Genomic DNA, 18654 nt, shown 5'->3' with positions numbered 1-18654 from the left:
GTCATTGCGAACGTTTCTCCTCGACATTCTTCTCTATTTCAAATCATCAGGAATAATACCTTTTAAGCCTGTCATGCCACCGATGCCACGCATCATTTGCTTCATGCCGCCTGGCTTAGTGAATTTTTTCATCATCTTCTGCATTTGCTCATATTGCTTCAATAAACGATTAACATCCTGAATTTGGGTTCCTGAACCAAGAGCAATACGTTTTTTACGAGAGCCAACGATGAGTTTAGGAAGGCGACGCTCTTTAGGAGTCATCGAGTTAATAATCGCAATAGTTCTTGCCATTGTCTTATCATTTACTTGACCCATCGCCTGTTGAGGTAATTGTCCCATACCAGGGAGTTTACTCATCATGCTGTTAATACCGCCCATTTGATTCATTTGTTCGAGCTGCCGCTTGAAGTCTTCTAAATCAAAGCCTTTTCCTTTTTTGAGTTTCTTGGCTAGTTTTTCACTAGCCACTTTATCCGCTTTACGCTCAACTTCTTCGATCAGGGTAAGTATGTCTCCCATACCTAAAATCCGAGAGGCAATACGTTCAGGGTGGAAGGGTTCTAAGGCGTCAATTTTTTCACCGCTTCCTAAGAATTTAATCGCTTGCCCAGTAATTTGGCGCACTGAGAGGGCTGCACCGCCTCGGGCATCACCATCTGTTTTAGTTAAAATGACCCCGGTCAATGGGAGTGCTTCGTGAAAAGCCTTTGCTGTATTCGCTGCATCCTGACCGGTCATGCTATCAACCACAAAGAGTGTTTCAACTGGTTTGACTGCCTGATGCAAGGCTTTGATTTCCTCCATCATCTCAGTATCAACGTGTAAGCGGCCGGCGGTATCAAGAATCACTACATCCATATATTGCTTCTTCGCACTATCTAAGGCTTTATGTGCGATTGCTACAGGCGACTCGTGTGTTTCTGCATCAAAAAAAGCAACATCGAGCTGTTTAGCTAATACTTTCAGCTGTTCAATCGCTGCTGGGCGATAGACGTCCACGCTCACCAGCATGACTTTTTTGTTTTCAGATTCTTTTAGATAGCGAGCTAGCTTTGCAGAGGACGTTGTTTTACCAGAACCTTGCAAACCAGCCATTAAGAACACTGCTGGAGGCTGAGTTTTAAAATCTAACTCTGCACGTGTGTCGCCGAGAATATGTACTAATTCATCATGAACAATCTTAATTAGGGCTTGATCTGGTTTTAGACTGGTAGCGACCTCTTGACCTAAGGCCTTTTGCTTAACTTGTTCAATAAATTCTTTAACAACAGGTAAGGCAACATCGGCCTCAAGCAAGGAAAGACGGACTTCACGCAGCATTTGCTGCATATTTTCTTCTGTCAGACGTCCTTGGCCGCTTAGGTTCTTGAAGGTACGTGTTAAACGTTCGGTAAGATTCTCAAACATGATGATTACTCTGCTGCAAAAATTCTTACTATAGCACAACGGCTATTATAGTAGAATTAACCTTTGTACAAATAAGCAATCCCTATAAAAATTTGAATCCCCGTATGTAGGCTCGATCAGACAAGGAGCCCGACCTTTTACAAATACGCAGTTAAAAAGAGCTGCTAAGCAACAGGGTATACCTGTATCAACTTTAATATTTCTTCCCAGGTTGTTGCTGGTTCAGGGGCATAGATGGGCGAACGAACAGAATAATTAATTTTATATTGGCTTACTGCCTTAGAGCCCTGATCAAGGTTTGGGATCAGTTCGCTGAGTATGCAGCTGAATAGGGTTGAACGAGGTGGGCAGGCGTAGTCACTTTTGAAGTTGAACCTTAACCAGGGTAGTGCTTCTGGCGTTGTGTAATAGGTTAGGGCATCGATGAGATGAAAGGCTGTATCATGAAAATAAATTTGCATGCCTGGATTATTGAGATGCAGAGGTGTGATGCCTGGTACGCCTACATTAAGCACAGTTGGCTGGTAAGAGGCAGCTTCTCCCCAGTATAAAACCCGATATTCTTCCATATGGGTGTGTCCTGTTATCAGAGCTCGAATAGTTTGTTTATAGTCAGCAGCTAGTCTTAAAAACGCATTGCGCAGTGTCAGCCCTTTCAAGGAGGGGGTTATATTCCCATTTAACAGGATTGAGGTGTTCCATAAGTCAGGGTGGGTGGGATTCACTGCAACATCGCCAATGGGAATATGCATGGCAATGAAAACCTGTTCATTTTTCATTTTGGCATCCTGCAATTGGGCTGCTAACCAATCCAGCTCAAATTGTGCTTCTTCTTGCTGGATAGCCAATGGCCCAGTATAGCGATACGAAAATATAACGCTATTCACAGCAATGAAACGCAAAGGGGTATCGCTTCCCAGCGGATAAGCACTATAAAACCCATATTTTTGTGCAAAGGCCATGTTCGGACTTATGGTGGGATTGATACAAGCTGTACTTGCCGGGCAGGTTATAACATTTAATGCTGGCCAGGCTGCGGCGGGATCCAGGTTAAATAAATTCACGCCGTCTTGACTAAAGGGGCCATAATTGATTGTAGGGTTTGGGCCTAGATTATAGGAATCATTGTTCCCATAGACATAGAAAAACGGTGTACTAGGCGCATTTCTACTCAAACCTTCTAAAACCAATTGCACGTTACTCGCCCTATTTATCTGGCTATGCGCTGGCGAGTCGCCCAGATAGACCATAAACTGGGGGGATTGCTCACTTATTAGCTGTGCTAATTGTGATAAGGTGTTTGAAAAAAGCAGGGTTCCGGTATCCTCTTTATAGCTAATGCTCGCTTTATCTTGATCTAGATGTATATCTGAGATGACTAAAAAGTTTCCGGCACTGCGCGTGATATTAAGGATATCGGGCTGGCTGGGTTGATAGCATTGCAAAGGGTTAACCTGTTCGCACACCCAAGGTCCATCAACAATATCATCTTGTAAATAGCTTCCTGTTATTTGGAGTGTGAGCGTGCAGGATTCTTGGAACCCCAAGACAAAGAGATTGGGGCAGTCGCTGCCTGTGGTAATTTGCTTAACCCCAGCAATAGGTCGTAGCGCTAAGCTATGCTTTTTAATCGATTGATTAGTGATCTTATATTTGACTGTTGCGGTGGTTTCTTTGCTAAGGGTTAGCTTTGTTGGTGATAGTGGCGTAAAGACCCATATGGGGGCTTGGGCATGGCAATGCAGAGTTATAAAGAAGAAAACAGTTTTAGTTAGGAGTCTGCATAAGCTATAGATAGGTTTCAAAGTCATCTACCTTTGACGTGTATCACTTTGAACACATGATATCTTTGACAACTGATTTTCCAAACAACTTTTGCGAAAGATTTGAGTAAATCTGCTAGTTCAGCCAGGCAGTGGTGCAAAATACATGGATCCCGCTTAGAATGTTATTTTATAAAGTCTCTTTAAAATTATTGGGGGATGTGCGGTGCAGCTATCTCTAACCACTCTACTGATATTTCTGCTTTTTTTGATTTTGCTTTCTGGATTTTTTTCGAGTTCAGAGATCGGCATGATGTCGATTAATCGCTATCGCTTACGTCACCTAGTCAAGATGAATAATAAACAAGCGGTTCGTGTCAATCAGATGCTAAGCCGACCTGATAAGTTGCTTAGTGTCGTTTTAATTGGCAATACCTTAGCCAATATTGTTGCGTCAACTATTGCGACCCTTATAGGACAGCGTTTGTATGGCGATGCAGGGGTAGCCTTGGCGACCTTGCTGTTGACTTTTGTTGTTTTGGTTTTTGCAGAAATGGCGCCAAAGACAGTAGCTGCTTTATATCCACAACAGGTTGCCTTTGCTGTTTCCCTTCCTTTAAAAATTTTACAAAATATTTTCGCGCCTTTAGTCCAGACAATTAGCTGGATAAGCAATTTTGTTTTGCGTTTGTTTGGCATTTCAATTGATAAGGTTCAGAAAGAAGTATTATCAGGTGAGGAGTTGCGCTCAGTTGTTCATGAAGCGGGTGGGTTCTTGCCTGTAGAACATAAGAGTATGTTGATAAGTTTGCTTGATTTGGAACAGGCAACTGTGGAAGACATTATGGTGCCAAAAGCAGATATCGTGGGTATTGATTTGGAACAATCCTGGCATGAGTTACTTGAGCAATTAGAAACAGCACAACATACGCGCCTACCGGTTTACAGAGACAGCATAGATAATTTGGTGGGAATGGTTCATGTTCGCAGCATTCTTAATTTGGCACTGGAGGAGCGCCTGGATATGGAGAGCCTTTTAAAAATCACTGATCCGCCTTATTTCATTCCTGAAGCAACACCATTGAATGTACAAATTCTGAATTTTCGCAAAATGAAAAAACGGTCTTGTTTTGTTGTAGATGAATATGGCGATTTATTGGGTTTGGTGACTATGGAGGATATCCTTGAAGAGGTTGTTGGCGAATTCACAACGGATATTGCTGATCTAAGTAAAGATGTTTTCCAACAAGAAGACGGTTCTGTCATTGTGGATGCAAGCATTACGCTTCGCCATTTAAAGCGACTGTTGAATTGGCAATTGCCAATGATTGGTCCACGAACTTTAAGCGGTCTGATCATTGAACATCTAGGTTATATCCCTCCATCTGATTGTTGTTTACAGATTGACAATTTTCAATTTGAAATCCTTAAAGTCAGTGACAATATGATTAGAACTGTAAGGATGCTCAAGGTTAGTAGGAAGAAAAAGTAAGACTGTATCCAGGCGGATGAGGGGTTGCCGATAATAGCTCGAGCCCCTTATATTTAGATTTACTCAAACGGTTACTTGCGTTTTACAGAGAGGTCTTCCCCTTTATAAAATAATAAACTGAAGGAAGAACAAAAAGCGTAAACAAGGTCCCCATGCCTAAGCCACCAATAAGCACTGTCCCGATAACATGGCGAGATTCTGCTCCGGCAGCATGAGATAAAATCAAGGGAATTGCACCAAAAATCATGGCAGCGGTTGTCATTAAAATAGGTCTTAAACGTAAAACAGCAGCCTGTTGAATCGCTGTAAGAAGTGGCGCTCCCTCTGCCCTTAATTGATTAGCAAATTCAACAATCAGAATACCGTGTTTGGATATTAAGCCAATCAAGGTAATCAATCCGACCTGAGTATAAATATTGAGAGATTGTCCGCATAAGTAAGCCAGGAATAAGGCGCCTGAACAGGCAAGTGGTACGGTAAACAAAATAATGAAAGGATCGATAAAATTCTCAAATTGTGCAGCCAGAATTGCATAAATAAAAATCAAAGATAAAACCAATAAGAACAACATGGCATTGGATGATTCGTTATAGGCTTTGGCTGCACCGTCCCAAGTCATTTTATAATTAGCCGGAAGTTCAGTTTTTGCGATTTTCCAAAGTTTTTTCATCCCTTGTTGCATCGATTCACCGGGGCTTGTTTGTACATGCAAGGTTGTTGAACGCATTTGCTTATAATGATCCAGCGTTGCTGGTTGAGCCTTGGGACTCATCTTTGTAATCGTACCTAAGGAAACACGGCTACCGCTGGCGGTTGTAAGATAGAGTTCATTTAAGGTCCATGGTGAAGTTGCTCCCTTAATCGTTAGATTATAAACAACACCGTCTTTTTGAAAATTTATCGAGCGATTGCCGCTAAAAAAGACTTCAATTGTTTTGGCTACCTGTGGTGCAGATAAACCGAGTTTGGAAAGAATATTATTATCCAGATCAATATTGTATCCCATAGAATCAAGGCGAAGGTCAAAGCGGCTCGATTCAAATTGCTTTGATTTATCCAAGGCTGCTTTGATCTTTTCTGCTTGCTCGAATAATTGGCGATAATTATCTGCACTGGAAATAACCAGAGTAAGCTCAGAACCACTGCCGGCATTGTCCCCCCCTGGTAAACCGCTATCCCAGCTCCAAGCATGGGCATCTGTAGAGGGGAAGTTTCCTAGCTTTGGTTTCAGGGTCTCAACCAGTTCAGCTGCGCTACGATGTCTTGATGCATGTGGTTTTAAGGGAAGAACAATACTAGAACCCCAATCACCTAAGAAGGTTAGTTTATTTTCAGATTCAGGAATCGCATTGGTTACACCCTCAATTTGGCTGATTTTTTTATCGAGAGCATTAATATCTTCCCCCGCTACAGTAGGGGTGTAAATCCCAATCAATCCACGATCTTCCTTCGGTGCTGTTTCATGCGGTAGCAAGCTATAGAAAAGGATGGAAAAGCCAATAGATGCAGTAGCGGCCAGTAAACTAATGGTTTTACGCTTAACGATATACTCTAAGCATTTAGCATAGGCTGCTGAAAGCCAATTCAGGAAGTGATCAATTTGCGGCCATATATGCTTATTAGAGCTATTAAGAAACTTGGCGCACATTAATGGTGAAAGAGTCAAGGCGACCAGGCCTGAAATAAAGACACTTCCAGCCAAGGCGACAGCAAATTCGATAAAAAGTTGTCCGAGCATGCCCTGAACAAAGGCAATTGGCATATAAACGCTGGCTAGCGTTAGGGTCATCGCCACAATTGCAAAACCAATTTCCTTTGCTCCCTTTATTGCTGCTGCAAAGGGGGATAAGCCATTTTCAATATGACGCCAGATATTTTCCAAGACAATAATTGCATCATCAACCACCAGACCAACGGCTAGTACCATCGCCAGTAAGGTCATTAAGTTAATAGAAAAACCAAATAGTTTTAAAAACAGCAGAGAGCCTAGTAAGGAAATAGGAATTGTTAACAAAGGAATCAGAGTAGCAGCGAAATTACGCAGGAACACAAACACGATGAGTAGTACTAAAATAATTGCTTCTAAAATAGAAGAGCGAATGTTGTGTAATGAGGCATTGATGAAGTCAGATTGATCAATGATTACCTGCATTTTCATCCCCGAGGGTAAGCCATGTTGCAGATCTTTAAGTTCTTGGCGCACCAGTTTTGAAACATCGATCGGGTTTGCATCATTGGCACGATTTATAGAGAGCACTAAGCCGGCATGGCCGTTCACTCTGACCCGCATCTGGGTATTGTCCGTTGTCAGTTTTATCTGAGCTACGGATTTTAATAAGATAGGATGTTGCTTATTCGATTTGATAAGCAGGTTCTCATAATCCTCATTTGTTAAGAGTTCGGAATTTAATGAGCTGGGGATTTTATTTTGATAATTACCAGCGGGCAGGCTAACTCGGCTACGGGCAAGTGCATCAAAAATCTCATCAACATTGACCCCAAAGGCATAGAGTTTTTTTGGATCAAGGTTAATGTCGTAGGTATAGGGTTGCCCCCAAACCTCTACGGAAGACACTCCTCTAACAGAGCGAAAGGCATTTTTCAGACTAAGATTAGCGTAATGGGTTAGTTCGCCAAAACCCATGGTTGTTGATTCCAGTGAGATTCCAATAAAAGGCAGGCCGGAGGTTTTACGTTGGCGTTCGACCAAAGGCATTTTTACTTCAGTAGGAAGGATTGCGCGAGCTTGGCCAACTGCATCCTGGGTTGCATTCAATGCACGATCCATAGATGTTCCTGCACGAAAAACCAAAGTAATCTGCGAAGAGCCGGAATAGGATTGTGAGGTAATTGTTTCCAAGCCCTCTATCCCTGCTAAACGTTCTTCGAGCACGTTTGTGACGGCTGATTCAACCAGATCTGGGCTGGCGTTGGGATAATTGCTTTGTACATTAATCGTTGGAAAGCTGATATCCGGGTACTCACGCAGCGACAGTGAATAGAAGCTTAACAAGCCCAATACAATAATCATGCAGTTAAAAATAATTGCAATAACTGGATGTTTGATGAAATAAGAGGTTAATTTCATAAGGTTAACTGCTTGTTGAGGTCGCTGTTTCAGGTTTATAAATGGCTACCTGCATGCCTGGGTACAAACGCTCTTGGCCTTTGATAATCAGTTTTTGGCCTGGTTTCAAACCAGAAAGAATTTCAATTTGTGCTTTCTCCTTTAAGCCTGTTTCGACTGGAACTAATACAATTTTTTCCTTATCAACGACATAGACAAAAGGTTTACTATTGCGAAGAAAAATAGCTGCGAAGGGCACGACAATGACCTGTTTCCTCTCTTCGATAACCAAATCAACATCCACATTGGAGCCAACTACACAATTCTCGCAGCTAATATCCACATCAGCAGGACACATATGTGTTTCTTCATCGATCATCTTTTGCATATGGTTCAATACATATTCTTTATCAAAAACTCGTACGCTCTGTCCCTCTTTTATGGTATTCAGGTTGGTACAAGGGATATCGAAATCAACAACAAGGGCGCTGGGGTCATAAATAGTAACAATGGGATCGCCTTGATTTACCTGGGTTCCTTCTCGTTTCTTATAAGCACCGATAATCCCATCAAAGGGGGCATAGAAACGCATGGTATCTAACTCAATTTTTGCTTTAGACAATTCTTTTTGCGAGATTATCCACGCCTGTTTCTTTTCCTCAGCTTCTTTCGAACTGACAATTCCCGATTTCAATAAACTCTGTAATCGCTCAAATTGGGTTTTAGCAATTTTTTCAGCAACTTCGGCAAGTTGTAAATTGTTTTCAATATCTGGATTATCAATTTTGGCAATTAACTCGCCCTTTTGAATTTTATTACCCGTAGCTACCAGCGAATCCAGCATGCCTGAACCCTTGGCAATAAGGATGGTTGCATGTTTGGGGCGGATTGTCCCTATAAGCCGAACGGTTTGGCGGATATCGCTATTCTGCAATTCTTCGATTTCAACTATTTTGGTATTTTCGACTGGCGAGGGTACCGCCTTTTTTTGAAAGAATTGGTAACCTAAAAAGGGAAGATAAAAGACAACAAGCGCCAACGTTGTGATAAGAAAATATCTTTTTTGTAAGAGGTTAAGGATTTTAGTCACGAGATTCACAGCAGCTCTCACTAGCAAAGAGGTGATGATATTAGCACAAAATTGAATTTTTATTAAACAACTTTGTTTGTCGGTCACTCCCAAAGACTTCGTCATGTCGAACGTAGAGAGACATCTCCTGAGTGTAGCAGGGTGCTAATCCCGGAGATCCCTCACTACGTTCGGGATGACGGGGGGTTTATCGATGTTTGCCCCAAAGGGGCTGGGGTGCTCAGGATGACGGGAGTGGCCATTCTTTAGGTATTAACGGCGATTATTCCTTGTCAGCGCTCTCTCTAATAGTTAACACTTGAGCTGTAAACAAATAACCGCCATTTCTAATTGTCTTAATCAAAGCGGGTTTTTTTGCATCCGTTTCAATTTTTTGTCTCAGGCGACTAATTTGTACATCGATGCGTCGATCAAAGGGATTCAAATCAGAGTTTTTGGTAATTTGTAATAAAAACTCTCTCCCCAAGACTCGTTGTGGTTGACGTATAAAAGCTAGAAGCAGGTCATACTCACCAGCGCTGAGTTGTAATTCTTGATTCGTGTTATTAAAGATTTGTCGTGAGGCTGGGTAAAGGCGCCAATCAGCAAAAAGCAGGACCTCTTTTTCTTGATCACTGTCTTGCGTAGCGCGTTGAACTCGTCGAGAAATAGCAGATATTCGTGCGTGTAATTCTCGAGGATGCAGTGGCTTAACGAGAAAATCATCAGCGCCTGCTTCGAGCATCTGCACGCAGGTATCTTCATCATTGCTATCGCTTATCACAATTAGAGGAACTGGGTAACGGTGATAGAGGGTATCTATTATTGATGAATCAGCTTCAAAAAGAGACCAATTAATTAAAAGTGCTGCAGGCTGTTCGTTTTCTTTATCTAACTCTGATAGATTTTTGAGCTGAGTAATTTCATAGTCAAATTTAGCAAAGTATTCTGCTAGCCGTTCATCCCAGGGGTTATTGTCAATAATCAGCAGGTACTTGCGATGGCTTGACATTGATGTTCATCCTCCTGGTATTTTTCTTTTAAGTATTATCAGCAGCTTTCGATTATATACTAGACCTAAACTCTACTGTCAAAAGGAATTTCTCGAGTATTCAGGCGCTAGATTGTGGGTTTGACTCGCGGTTTCAAAAGCCTCTATTCCTGATAATGCGCTGAAGATTTTTTCATGACGAGAGTTTTCATTATGAGAATCCTGTGCCTGATATAAGTCAAACATATTCTGCTCAGCTAATGCAGCATGAAGTGATTTGGCGGAAAAAAATCGTTCACCGGCGAAATTGGATATTGCGAAAGGCGTGCGGCGGAAGGCTTCTTCATAGGTTTCTTTAAAAAGTTGCTCCGCATTGAGATTGCCATTATTGAATTCTACTGCCCGTGATAAGGCAAAGGCAGCTGCTGAATCAAAATTTTGTTCAACCTGGTCTTTAATGACTTGATAGAGTTGTCGGCCTATAACCTCAGCCGTTGCTGGTTTTTCTCGATTAGCTAATTGGCTCTGCAGTTTTTCCAGCGAATTTAATAGCTCATCCTTGGCTAAATCTTTGTTAGACCCTTGCAGCGTTGCGCTATAAATCTGTTCAAAATTATGTACAAGCTCAACATAGAATTGATCGGTATTAAAACTTTCCGGGTCTTCTAAATCATGATTGGTAAAATGGTTTATCGAGTCTAAATAACCCAGGGCATCCATAACCCGAGCATGCTTGGATGCTTCATCAAAATCAGTTGTTTTGATGTTACCTACACGGAGTTCGACGGTTCTTAATGGGTATTCACTACGTAGTTTTTGAAAGCCTAATTCTTTTTGCTCAGTATTTTTATACTCCGTATTCATCTCGCCTATAGTGGAAACCAATTCGTTACGCTTTATTTGCTCGATAAAACCTGCCTTATACAAAACAGGGGCAACCTCTTCTTCAATCAGTTCAGCAAGGGCTCGCAAATTCATAGTGATTGCTTGGCCTGATTTTTCCTGAAAAATATCAGGGTAGTTCTGCCAATCATTAGTAATATCCTCCAGTTTTTTCATGCTTGTTTGCATGACCAAATTGGCTGCACGCCTACTATCTTGTCCTGGCGTTTGTGCAACGAACTCTTTGAGAACCTGAAAAAGCGCAGGTTTAAATCGTTCTTTTATATTAGAAAGCATTAGAGGGCCGTCTTCATCAAGGTCTGCCTCTATGAGTTCAGCGGTACTTTTAAATAGAGTTGCTAGCAAATTACTCGTTAGAACCTCGTCCCAGCGATGGCCATATAGAGCTTGATAAACCTGGTTTTCTTGGTTATTAAGCCCTTCCCCAAAGGCAAAGACGAGTGTTTGCTGCGGTTTTTGATTTTTTATAAAGGCGCCTGTTTCTTCATCTCGATCAAAATAATCAGTAGGCAGATTATCAAAAAGACCGCCATCAACATATCGGTAGGGCGGGCTTCCGTCTCCTAAATCAATCTCGACTGGTTCTAGAAGGGCTGGAATAGACGCTGATGCGCGGCAAGCCAAGGCTATTTCTACATTAGGGGTTTCATCACAACTAAAGACTTGTACTTCCCCAGAAGGATGCCTGACTGCGGGCATTGTTAATTTTTTAAAGGTCTCAGGCCAATATTGATTAAGAACCGCGAGATCGCCAAAGGTGATTCTTGCAGGTTGTTCTAACATTTTCTCAGCAATACTATTGAGCCGCTCATCATCTATTGCATTAATGTCTTCTGCATTATCTTTAAAAAATTGTGTTAGTGTGGCGTCAATATTTTCACGGATAAAATTTAAAATTCCCGAACCATCTTTCGTAATGAAGCTCACACCAGCTGGTTTGATGCAGCCAGGTATAAAGTAATCTAGGATACTCCATACAGGCTCTCCTAAAAGGTCTTGAAAGTTAGTACTGAGTAACTGATCTCTAAGCTGCTTAGAGGGCATCCCTATGGCGATCAGTGCTGCGGTAATTGCACCGGCGGAGGATCCTGAAATCTCTTTTACACCTTTCAGAATACCTGTTTGTAAAAGGGCTTCATAACTACCAGGATAGACGACCCCTTTTGCTCCACCACCACTAAACACAAGGCGCTCTATGGCTTGCTGTTCTTCCAATGGTGGAGCGGCGGCTGTATCAGAAATACTTTTGCTGGACGAAAAGAATGAGGGTCTCTCTCTAACCTTTTGTGCAGCAAGTTGTTTCTTTAATCGAGCTTCAGGAGTCACAATATATCCTAAAATGTGATTATCTTTTGTTCATATAGATCATAATACAACCATTGATCGGCTTGGTCAATTAGTGGTCACTATTTTATTCGTGGTAATAAACGATGCAAATTTGTAGAATAGACCCGGTTTTTCCTAAGTGGTCGCTTTATCAAATTGTGTTGGAGAAGAGGATGAGAAGAATTGTTGGATTGTTTGCCTTGGCTTTGTCTTTGCTTGTCAGTGCTTGTAAAGATGTGCCCCCCGGAGATTATGATGCAGCAGAAGTAGGTAAATTAAAGAAGGTGGCATCAGGTGTAATTATTTCAAAACGTGCCGTTAAGTTTCATAACAAAAGCCCTGCAAATACTCCAGCTGCGCCAGGTAGTGAATATATTGACGGTGGCCAGGGCTATGTTTATGTGATCAAGTTAAATAGTGGTACCATTGTTTCTGTTGCGCAGTCAGAAGATTTGAAATTGAAAGTGAAGCAACATGTCTTAGTTGTCTATGGCAAACATACTCGCGTTTTACCTGATGATGGTACCTCTAATTAAAGGTTACGCCCCCTCCTAAGAATGAATTTCCGTGACCTGTTCGCGGAAATTCAGAGTCCTTAAAAATTTTTACGCCCTCTCAAAGAACAGCTTTCATTTCTCCCTTCGCCCCAGACTATAGGTATCTACACAAGTGTCTGTAGTAGATGAGCCCTGTCCCCTAAGCCACGTCATCCAGAGCGCAGCGAAGGATCTCCTGAATGTGGCACGGTGCTAATCCCGGAGATCCTTCGCTGCGCTCTGGATGACGTAGTGTTGAAACAAGGAGGGACGTGACCTTATTACAGACACTTGTGTAGATACCTATGGCCCCAGACACGGGGTGAATGTGTCCGAAGGGCTTGGGGTTCGAAGTTCTTTTCCTGGTATTTGCCTCAAAGAGGCTGCATCGTTAACAGAGTGAGGCTATTTAATCACAAATTTCAACTATCATTCTTTGGCTAACATCTTGTTCTTTATAATGAAAGTTTGTTTTCTTAGACCTCTTAATGTTGATTTAATAAACCGCAAGTATAATTTTTAATCAGCTGGTGGGTATAGGCCGATCCTAGAATTCAATTTGCACTATAAACAAGAAGGAACTGAAGACTAGGTTAGCGCGCTCTCAGCTTGTTATTAATGAAACTGAGGGCTTATTTATGTTTAATCAAGCAGATGTTAAAGAGCAATTAAAAAAGGATAAAGAAGAGAGTACGGTTGACACACTGCAATCTACTCATATTGAAGGTTCTGAGTCAGAATTTCTCGATATTCAAGATGTTAATCCAACGCTTGATGATATTTCTTCCGAAGTAACAGAAGGTAAAGTTCTCAGGAAACAAGCGGTAAAGAACTTAACTGGCTTATCAGAGTCACTGTATACCTATAAATTTAAAGATCACCCCTTTTATCAGCGAATTGAAGTGGGGACTAACCATATTGTTATCTATCCCCATCCAACTCAGGTTGGCCGTAAATTACTGGCTTGCATGGTTGGTGCAGCATGGGATGAGCGAAATTATTCTTATTTCAATGTTTATGAACCTTTGTTAATGACAGGAATTGAGCCTGGTGTCGAGTTCGTGTTGGATCATGCGGGTTATAAATATTCAAATGTCAATTTTAATTCATTCTATAATCAACCCAGAGACAAGGCGCATTTTCATCCTAAAGATGCCGGTGGTTACCATGCGCATTATTACTATGGTTGGCAGTTTTCGGGTCTGATGGCCGTACAGTCTATTCTTGCTCTTGGTACAGCCTTTCTGGATCAAAGCGAATCTAAAGAGGTTTTTCAAAAAGAAACGGTTGCCTGTCTGGACGATTTTAACCAATACGTTTCAACAATCTTATTAGGCACCATTCCTTTTCACCACATGCAAGATAATGAAGAAATGCAAAGATTAAAAACGCTTTTGGAGTTTATCAGGGAGCGAGGTCTTTTTAGTTTGAAAGATAATAGTAAAATGCTGGAAATTGCTCAGTCTTTAACAATCTCAGATGGAACGTTTAAAGCTATGCGTAGGGCGATGATTGATGATAAAGAAGCGATCAAAGACGATACTATTACAAATATCCTGCGTAGCTATATCTTCGATCTAAATACTATTGCTAAGAATATCGGCCAAATGGCAAATGAAAAAGTTGAGGGTACTAAATTTCATCATTTGGGTGATAAAGAATCTGTAGAGCAGCTTTTTAAATTAGCCTGTTGTTTACAAAATCCAGAAACATCTCTCGAGTTTTTGTCGACAGAAGAGTTGGAAAAGAAAGTTGCTGAGTTTAAACCCCAAGAAGGTGTTCAATTGGAGAAAAGCCAGCAAGATGCACTTGACTTGGTGAAGACGGAGATTCGCTTAAGAAAACTTAAAGAGCGAGTCGATTTGAACGAAACAAGCCAGCTACTGAAATTGCGTGAAGGGTTTGCCTCGACTTTATCTACTAAGCAGATTGAAACCAATGAGAGTGTTGATAAGGAAATGGTTGGTTACCGCTCAAGAATAGCAGAACGCTTTGATGTGCAAGATTCTTTGAGTTTTAAGAGTAAAGATGTTCTTGCTGATGAAGAAAAAGTTGTAGCAGTTCATCGTGTTGATACTGCAGCAGCAATGCAGCAGCTAGAGTCTAATACTAAAAAAACTCCAAGTAGACGAGATATGATTGCTGCTGAAATTTTTGAGTCTGAAGAGATTATGTACTTTACTATCAATGCAATTAGGGAAGGAAGTTTAGAGCCCAAATTTTGGGAATTAGTTTATGCTGAAATTGTGAATCGTGTATCTCCATCGGATGAAGTACGAATGACAACACATTGTGTTCGTGGTGTCTTGGAGCCTCAGGCGAATCTTGACTTTAGCCAGATGTTACCAAAAATTGCGCCACTCGATCTTAGCAATCAGGTCGATGTCCTTGACAGCTCTGCTGTTCCTCAATTAGAAGTTCGAGCCCATTGGTACAAGGCATCAGAAAAGCCTGCTAAGGCTTCCTCCAATGCAAATGTATTCGGCCAGTTAGGTACTTTCGAAGTATTAGAAGATACTGCAGTACTCGATTTTCCAGTGGTCGATGCAACCTCTGTTCCCAAAGATCTCTTAGAATCGTATGGGGTTTCTTTACATTCATTATCTGAAGTCTTGTCCAATGATTCTGATGCGACTTTATACGCTACTGAATATGAGTTTAAAGAAGATTACATGCAGGATTATGTGCTTCAAGCTGAAGGTGGCGGTGGCCTCTTTGTGGAAACTCATTCCTTCCCTCATTTCTTTATTCCTATGGAAGAAAGTTGTCAGGGCGGATTTATTGTTGGAAAGCAAATAGATGATGAGAAATGGTCGTTTATTTCCCTGAAAGTACCCTGTGGTTCTGTTTTGAAGGTTGGTGCAAATGTAATCCACAATGATTCCTTCTGCGTGGGCCATCATACAATCGCATTAACTGCAGCGAGAAAAGCGGATAGTGTTCTGCTAAGAAAGAATGGGGGCGAAGAAATGCAAATGGTTCAGCAACACCATGTTCAAGAGCAAAAGACTGAGCACGTAGTCCTCAGTTAGAACTTTGATCGATAACAGAAAGCAAGCTTCAGCTTGCTTTCTGTTGAATCCAAGATGATATCTGTTTTAGTTTGTATTCAAATTAAGAACAGTTTGGTAAAATAAGAACATAATTAATTGTAGAACCTTAGCCTATTACAAGAACGGCTATTAATATTAAGGAATAATCTACTGTGCGTGAAACTGAACTCAAGATTCTGAAACAAGTCAGTCCTGTTATTTATACAGTAGACGGAGCTTCAGATGCAAAAGCGGAACCGGCTTCTTTGGCCACAGACGTTTCTTTAATCGAGACACAGTTGCCTAATGAGCTGTGGTTCCACGGGATTTTACTCGGCTTATTACCAGAGGATATCTGGAATCTAGCGCAAGTAAATACGTTTTTTAGTTTGCTTTTAAAAGATAATGTTTTTTGGATGAACAAAGCTAAAAAATATTTCCCTGAGTTGTTTAATTCCTGTAAAAATCCTGCTGATATTGAATGGTATAGTGTTTTCCACGAAGCTTATAACCGTTCAATGCATAAACTTAGTGCGGAGCAAAGGCGATTATTTTCTCAAGCTAAAGAGGGCTTGCTCTCTATGACTGACTTGGAGGCAAGAGGGTTTGATACCCTGGAACTAAAGGATAGCGAAGGCCGTACACTTCACAGTTGGATTGCATTTGCTGTAGCACAAGCTTTGCTTGACTCTTTATTTACTGCCTTGAAAAATGTTAATTTTAAATCGTCCGAAACAGATCAATACAAAAGAACCTTGTTGCATTGGGCTGTGCAGAGCAATCAGTCTCTATCATCAGTTTCAGATTTAGCTGCAACTATTGATGTTAAAGCTGTAGATAAGTCTGGAGACACTGCCTTAGCGATGGCAGCCAAATATGGTTTTCTGGGACATGCAAAACTCCTATGGGATTTAGAACAGGCTAAGGGGGGCATCACTAATAGCAACAGACTATTACCTCTAGCTATTTTAAATGCTCATATTAGTCTTGTTGAATTTTTCCTTGAGCAGGGCATTTTACCCAATGAAAAATCAGATCTGGGATATTCTCCTCTCTATTTAGCAGCTAGCAGAGGAAATGTACCTATTGTGAAGCTATTGCTTGAGCATAAGGTGGCTGTCAATGAGCCCTCCACTACAATTCAAATGAGTGCTCTTGCTGTAGCTGTACAAAATGGCCATTGTGAAGTTGTCAAATTGTTATTAGAGAACGGCGCCAATGTTGACTCGAAAGATAAAAGAGGTGTTACTGCTCTTTTTATAGCGGTTAGCAAAAGTAACTATCATATGGTTCAACTTCTTCTTGAACATGGGGCCTCTCTTGATATGACAGCTGGCAATACAAAAACTACCGTATTTTCACAGGCTGAACGTTTAAAAGATAATGGTTTGATCTTGGCTTTACTTCGGAACGAGCAAAATAAAAGACTGGGTAGTCAGTCTTGTTGCGCAGCAGCAACAGCCGGATTTTTTGCTACGAAATCCCTGACAAAGGCCGAAGACGGTGAGCTCGATACGGCTGAATATTGTGGTGTTAGGAATAGATAATCAGCCTTGCTCATTATTCCCTTCGTCCCAGCCAAGCAGCTGAATTGCTCAGCACGAACATGGCATTCAGTCTCACGGGAAGCTAGCTTTCATCAGGTACTGTAGAGTTCAAATGCCAGTTGTAGACATAACTATCAATGTTATTTACGTGCTTCAATTGGCTACTCAAAGGTTCCTTGGCAAATTGCTTAAGATGAATGATGACATCTTGTTTAGTTCCGCCAAAATCTTCACTAAACCATTCATAAATCTTTGAAACAATAAGCGATCCCTCAATAACTTGAACACCACGAAGAGAATTAATGTATCCGAAAGCGGCCTCATCAAGTGCTGCATCAAGCGTTGCGCCCTGGTAAACTTTTTTGCTCAAATTAGCCGCACCAATCGAACCGTTATTTAAGGCATAAAGCGCGCGCTGATCGTTCCAAACAGGACGGATAATACGGTTTTGTATTTCATCCAGTGATAAACTGCTTTCGTCAACAACAATTAATTTTTTACCCCAGGGGCCTATGCTGAATAACCCTGGAGAAATATTTATTTCCTCAATACTTCCTACGGGATAATAATCAGCAATAACCTTGACTGTAAGCGCGTTGTAGAGGTTGATCCAAAATGCCAATTGTTCATTTCGATTATAATTATCAATATCAATTTTAGACATTTTGTTAACATAGTTTTTTAGTAAATCATAATCTTCTTTGGTGAGATGAGGGTAATCAACAAGATTTATTCCTTCCTCATTAGTGACAACACGTCGACTGAGAAATTCTTGCCAGTCATCATGAGGAACAACGGCTTCTGATAAAGGGTTGTTGACCTCCCATTTAGGCCATAAATTTCTGTGAAATGATGCGTTTGCTATTCCAACTATTAAAAATAAGCCTATAAAAAAACTACAGCCCTGTAGTAAACCACGAATTTTAAACATTCACTATAGCTCGATTTCTTAATGCATTGCCAATAGTATTCCCGTCCAAAAACTCTAGCTCTCCACCAGAAGGAATGCCGTGCGCCAGCTGACTGATGCGCACAGGATGGTCACGCAATAGTTCATGGATAAAATGAACTGTTGTTTGGCCTTCTATACTAGGGCTCAAAGCGAGAATAACTTCCCTTATATCTTCACGAATGATGAGCTCGTGTAATTGTGGTAAGCCAATATCTTCCGGTCCCAAACCATCAAGGGGTGAAATTTTTCCCATTAAGACATAATAACTACCATGGAACGCATTACTTTGTTCTATAGCAGCGACATCTGCTGGATTCTCTACGATGCAAATTGTCGTTAAATCACGCTCGGGGTTTCTACAGAGTGAGCATAAATCTTGTTCTGTATAATTGTTGCAGCGTTGACAATGGTGTATAGCCAGCATCGCTTGTTCCAGACAAGAAGCAAGGTGTAAGCCGCGTTGGCGTTGATGTTGCAAAAGATGAAACACCATGCGCTGCGCGGATTTGGGGCCAACCCCCGGCAGGCAACGAAAAGCGTCCACCAAACGACTTAAGGCATCCATT

The 18654-nt window shown here is 41.3% G+C and carries 12 protein-coding genes; 4 read left to right on the top strand and 8 right to left on the bottom strand.

The features are described from left to right. Window positions 1–33 precede the first annotated feature (33 nt). Both ffh and BN1094_RS10865 read right to left on the bottom strand, forming a co-directional pair. The gene (gene ffh, locus BN1094_RS10870; protein WP_043874406.1) at window positions 34–1410 is read right to left on the bottom strand and encodes a signal recognition particle protein; all 1377 of its coding nucleotides are present in this window, start codon (window positions 1408–1410) and stop codon (window positions 34–36) included. A 164-nt stretch (window positions 1411–1574) separates the two neighbouring features. Then, window positions 1575–3215, bottom strand: a complete 1641-nt coding sequence (locus BN1094_RS10865; protein ID WP_176695297.1) for a metallophosphoesterase — start codon at window positions 3213–3215, stop codon at window positions 1575–1577. 184 nt (window positions 3216–3399) lie between these two features. Between BN1094_RS10865 and BN1094_RS10860 the strand changes: the two genes are divergently transcribed. Continuing rightward, a complete protein-coding gene (locus BN1094_RS10860; RefSeq protein ID WP_043874405.1) occupies window positions 3400–4665 on the top strand; it encodes an HlyC/CorC family transporter in 1266 nt (421 codons plus the stop codon). A gap of 82 nt (window positions 4666–4747) precedes the next feature. Here the strand turns inward: BN1094_RS10860 and lpeB are convergent, their stop codons facing one another. From lpeB to BN1094_RS18870, 4 genes are all read right to left on the bottom strand, one after another. Further along, window positions 4748–7753 (bottom strand): multidrug efflux RND transporter permease subunit LpeB, encoded by a 3006-nt coding sequence (lpeB, locus tag BN1094_RS10855; protein ID WP_043874404.1) that lies wholly within the window; start codon window positions 7751–7753, stop codon window positions 4748–4750. Between the two features lie 4 nt (window positions 7754–7757). Continuing rightward, entirely contained in the window at window positions 7758–8909 is a 1152-nt protein-coding gene (locus tag BN1094_RS10850) for an efflux RND transporter periplasmic adaptor subunit (protein WP_281175068.1), read from the bottom strand. A gap of 175 nt (window positions 8910–9084) precedes the next feature. Next, window positions 9085–9813, bottom strand: coding sequence for a response regulator transcription factor (locus tag BN1094_RS10845; RefSeq protein WP_043874403.1), 729 nt, complete (start codon window positions 9811–9813; stop codon window positions 9085–9087). A 78-nt stretch (window positions 9814–9891) separates the two neighbouring features. Further along, window positions 9892–12021 carry a patatin-like phospholipase family protein gene (locus BN1094_RS18870; RefSeq protein WP_052403249.1) on the bottom strand — a complete coding sequence of 710 codons (2130 nt, stop codon included), beginning with the start codon at window positions 12019–12021 and terminating at the stop codon, window positions 9892–9894. Window positions 12022–12194: 173 nt separating this feature from the next. Here BN1094_RS18870 and BN1094_RS10835 point away from each other — a divergent pair, with 173 nt between their 5' ends. The 3 genes from BN1094_RS10835 to BN1094_RS18865 all read left to right on the top strand — a co-directional run bounded on the left by BN1094_RS10835 (window position 12195) and on the right by BN1094_RS18865 (window position 17136). Then, window positions 12195–12557 (top strand): hypothetical protein, encoded by a 363-nt coding sequence (locus BN1094_RS10835; protein WP_043874402.1) that lies wholly within the window; start codon window positions 12195–12197, stop codon window positions 12555–12557. A 638-nt stretch (window positions 12558–13195) separates the two neighbouring features. Next, entirely contained in the window at window positions 13196–15589 is a 2394-nt protein-coding gene (locus BN1094_RS10830) for a hypothetical protein (RefSeq protein ID WP_043874401.1), read from the top strand. Between the two features lie 173 nt (window positions 15590–15762). Next, window positions 15763–17136 (top strand): ankyrin repeat domain-containing protein, encoded by a 1374-nt coding sequence (locus tag BN1094_RS18865; RefSeq protein ID WP_052403248.1) that lies wholly within the window; start codon window positions 15763–15765, stop codon window positions 17134–17136. A gap of 82 nt (window positions 17137–17218) precedes the next feature. Here the strand turns inward: BN1094_RS18865 and BN1094_RS10820 are convergent, their stop codons facing one another. Both BN1094_RS10820 and recR read right to left on the bottom strand, forming a co-directional pair. Continuing rightward, on the bottom strand, window positions 17219–18067 hold the full coding sequence (locus tag BN1094_RS10820) for a DUF547 domain-containing protein (protein WP_043874400.1): 849 nt from the start codon (window positions 18065–18067) through the stop codon (window positions 17219–17221). Next, on the bottom strand, window positions 18060–18653 hold the full coding sequence (gene recR / locus BN1094_RS10815) for a recombination mediator RecR (protein ID WP_043874399.1): 594 nt from the start codon (window positions 18651–18653) through the stop codon (window positions 18060–18062). Before recR ends, BN1094_RS10820 begins: the two co-directional genes overlap by 8 nt. Window position 18654: the final 1 nt, after the last annotated feature.

It is taken from the genome of Legionella massiliensis (genome assembly GCF_000756815.1).
GTDB lineage: Bacteria > Pseudomonadota > Gammaproteobacteria > Legionellales > Legionellaceae > Tatlockia > Tatlockia massiliensis.
This window is presented reverse-complemented; position numbering and strand designations above follow the sequence as displayed.

Bases quoted from the DNA above. Each gene is read 5' to 3' on its own strand.
- ffh (WP_043874406.1), bottom strand. From the start codon at position 1,410: ATGTTTGAGAATCTTACCGAACGTTTAACACGTACCTTCAAGAACCTA.
- lpeB (WP_043874404.1), bottom strand. From the start codon at position 7,753: ATGAAATTAACCTCTTATTTCATCAAACATCCAGTTATTGCAATTATT.
- BN1094_RS10845 (WP_043874403.1), bottom strand. From the start codon at position 9,813: ATGTCAAGCCATCGCAAGTACCTGCTGATTATTGACAATAACCCCTGG.
- BN1094_RS10835 (WP_043874402.1), top strand. From the start codon at position 12,195: ATGAGAAGAATTGTTGGATTGTTTGCCTTGGCTTTGTCTTTGCTTGTC.
- BN1094_RS10830 (WP_043874401.1), top strand. From the start codon at position 13,196: ATGTTTAATCAAGCAGATGTTAAAGAGCAATTAAAAAAGGATAAAGAA.
- BN1094_RS10820 (WP_043874400.1), bottom strand. From the start codon at position 18,067: ATGTTTAAAATTCGTGGTTTACTACAGGGCTGTAGTTTTTTTATAGGC.
- recR (WP_043874399.1), bottom strand. From the start codon at position 18,653: ATGGATGCCTTAAGTCGTTTGGTGGACGCTTTTCGTTGCCTGCCGGGG.